Below are 2,199 nucleotides of genomic sequence, written 5' to 3'. Positions count from 1 at the left end.
CGAGAATATCCGCCGCTTTATCGTCTATCTTCTGTCCGGAAATCTGGGCGAGGTTCTGGCGGTGGGCCTCTGCGCCGTCATCGGCGCTCCGCTTCCGCTCTTGCCGCTTCAGATCCTGTTCATCAATCTCGTGCTCGACGTCTTTCCGGCTCTGGCCCTCGGCGTCGGGGGGAGCCCTGCCGACATAATGGACCGCCCGCCACGCGACGCGAAGGAACCCGTCCTGACACGGCGGCACTGGATCGCCACGGGCCTTTGGGGTGCCCTGATCGCGGGATCGGTCCTGTCGGTGTTCTTTGTCGCGTTGTGGCGTGATCTGGGCCAGGATGCCGCCGTGACGATCGGATTTCTGACATTTGCGCTCGCGCGGCTCTGGCACGTTTTCAACATGCGCGACGCGGGTACCGGCCTGATCCGCAACTCCGTCGTCCAGAACCGATGGGTCTGGTACGCGATTGCCGTGTCGGTCTTGTTGGTGGCCGCCGCTGCAGGACTGCCCGGGCTTACGACGGTTCTGGGCGTGGTGCCGCTGGAGCTGTCGGGATGGATTCTGGTGCTGGGCGGCAGCCTTGTGCCGCTGGTGGTCGGGCAGGCTGTGCTGAGCCTCGGATCCCGCGCGGATCCCTGACCCAAACGAAACCCGCCCCGGCGCATGCCGGGGCGGGTTAGATGCGCACAAATGCGGTTCGGTTAACCGGCGTCCTGATCGTCGAGAAGGAAGCTGATCTTGGCGTTCACCCGGTAGCTGGTGATCTGGCCATTCTCGACGGCGGCATTCATGTCCTTGATGTAGACCGACTTGACGTTGCGCACCGACTGCGAGGCCTGCGTCACCGCATTTTGCGCCGCATCCTCGAATCCCTTGTCTGACTCGGCGAGGACTTCGATCACCTTGAGCATGGACATCTTGTTTTCACCTTCTGGTTTCGGTTCCGCACCGGCACTGCCGCTGCGCTGGATGTCCCGGCCGGGGCTGCATTGCATTTCAGGGCGTGAGCCAGGGCCGGGAGATGGCACGTTTCAGGATGGCGGCCAGTCACACCGGCGTCGCGTGGTCCGATTTGGAGCGCGACGAGGCCGCTCGGCCCTTGGACTTGGTCGTCGACTTGCGCTGATCGTTGCCGGATGAGGCCGCATCGGCCTGCTCGGTCTCGCCTTGTGAGGTCACGGCCAGTTGCATGGGCTGCATGCACAATGTCATCCAGTCCCGAAAGTCTTCGGTCAGACGCTCGAACGACCCGCGCTGCCAGTCGGCAATCGTCTGCATGGCTGCCACGGGGTCTGGCTTGTCTGTGGAGTTCATCTCTCTCAGGGCCTCAAGGGCGGTGTCGGCCGCCTCCTGACGGCGTTCGATCCAGTGTCGGGTGAAGGTTTCTGCCTGTTCGAGCATGCCCTCCTGCACCTTCATGACCTGCTCGACCTTAGGCGCTGCCGCGCCGTTCAGCTTGAACATCGCCTGTGTCTGGGGCGCCAGATCTGTAATGTCTGTCTGAGGTTCATCCTTTGTCATGGAGCCAATCCCTTATCCATATGATGACGGTTGTCTCAATCGCTCATCATTTCAACACGGGCTTTCAGGTGTCGGCATTAACTCACGTCAATTCGTCGGGAGGGGTGCGGACCGTCGGCTATCAAAATGCCGGTTCAAATGGTATGAAGAAGACGGTGCGAGTGGGCAGATTCGGGACCCTGCGGCGTGTTTAGGCGACAAGTTGAATAGAGTTCAGGCCGTCAGACGGCTGGACATAGGTTTGAAACGTTCGGTCAAGGAGGCTCTCCGGTGCTGAATACTTATTCAAAGTTCGATAACAACCTGCGGCGCGATCAATACGCCGTGGCCAAGGGAACAATACTCAAGAGTGAGGGAGATGAATCGCACGCGCGGCTTTATGTCGCGGAGGGATGGCTGGCCGCCTCGAAATCGCTGGAGGATGGAAATCATCAGATCATCGAATTCATACTGCCCGGCGAGACCTATGATCCCACCACCGCGGATGGAAAGACCAGCTTCGTCCAGTTGGAGGCGCTGTGCGATGCAGTGATCGTCTCCATCGACATGACCGCTTGGGCGCAATTGCTTCAGGAAGATGCCGATCTGCGAAAGTCTGAACGACAGCGCGATATCGCGGCGCAGGCCCGGCAATCGGAACGCATGTTGAGGCTCGGTCAAGCGAGCGCAGAGACCCGCATCGCCTACGT

4 protein-coding genes are annotated in these 2,199 nt (G+C 60.7%); 2 read left to right on the top strand and 2 right to left on the bottom strand.

Annotated elements, in window-relative coordinates; genetic code table 11:
• Positions 1-628: cation transporting ATPase C-terminal domain-containing protein (locus tag VJ897_RS04310; protein ID WP_324053587.1), on the top strand; the 628-nt coding region annotated here is incomplete at its 5' end.
• Positions 629-690: 62 nt separating this feature from the next.
• On the opposite strand, the gene VJ897_RS04305 is transcribed toward VJ897_RS04310, so the two are convergent.
• Positions 691-906, bottom strand: coding sequence for a dodecin family protein (locus tag VJ897_RS04305; RefSeq protein ID WP_324053585.1), 216 nt, complete (start codon positions 904-906; stop codon positions 691-693).
• A 130-nt stretch (positions 907-1,036) separates the two neighbouring features.
• On the bottom strand, positions 1,037-1,510 hold the full coding sequence (locus VJ897_RS04300; RefSeq protein WP_324053583.1) for a hypothetical protein: 474 nt from the start codon (positions 1,508-1,510) through the stop codon (positions 1,037-1,039).
• Positions 1,511-1,780: 270 nt separating this feature from the next.
• On the opposite strand from VJ897_RS04300, the gene VJ897_RS04295 reads away from it, so the two are divergent.
• Positions 1,781-2,199 (top strand): Crp/Fnr family transcriptional regulator (locus VJ897_RS04295; RefSeq protein WP_324053581.1); only part of this gene is annotated, 419 nt, incomplete at its 3' end.

The organism is Salibaculum sp., assembly GCF_035270045.1.
Lineage (GTDB): Bacteria > Pseudomonadota > Alphaproteobacteria > Rhodobacterales > Rhodobacteraceae > Salibaculum.
This window is presented reverse-complemented; position numbering and strand designations above follow the sequence as displayed.

Excerpts from the sequence above, each read along its gene's own strand:
- VJ897_RS04305 (WP_324053585.1), bottom strand. The coding sequence starts at position 906 with ATGTCCATGCTCAAGGTGATCGAAGTCCTCGCCGAGTCAGACAAGGGA.
- VJ897_RS04300 (WP_324053583.1), bottom strand. The coding sequence starts at position 1,510 with ATGACAAAGGATGAACCTCAGACAGACATTACAGATCTGGCGCCCCAG.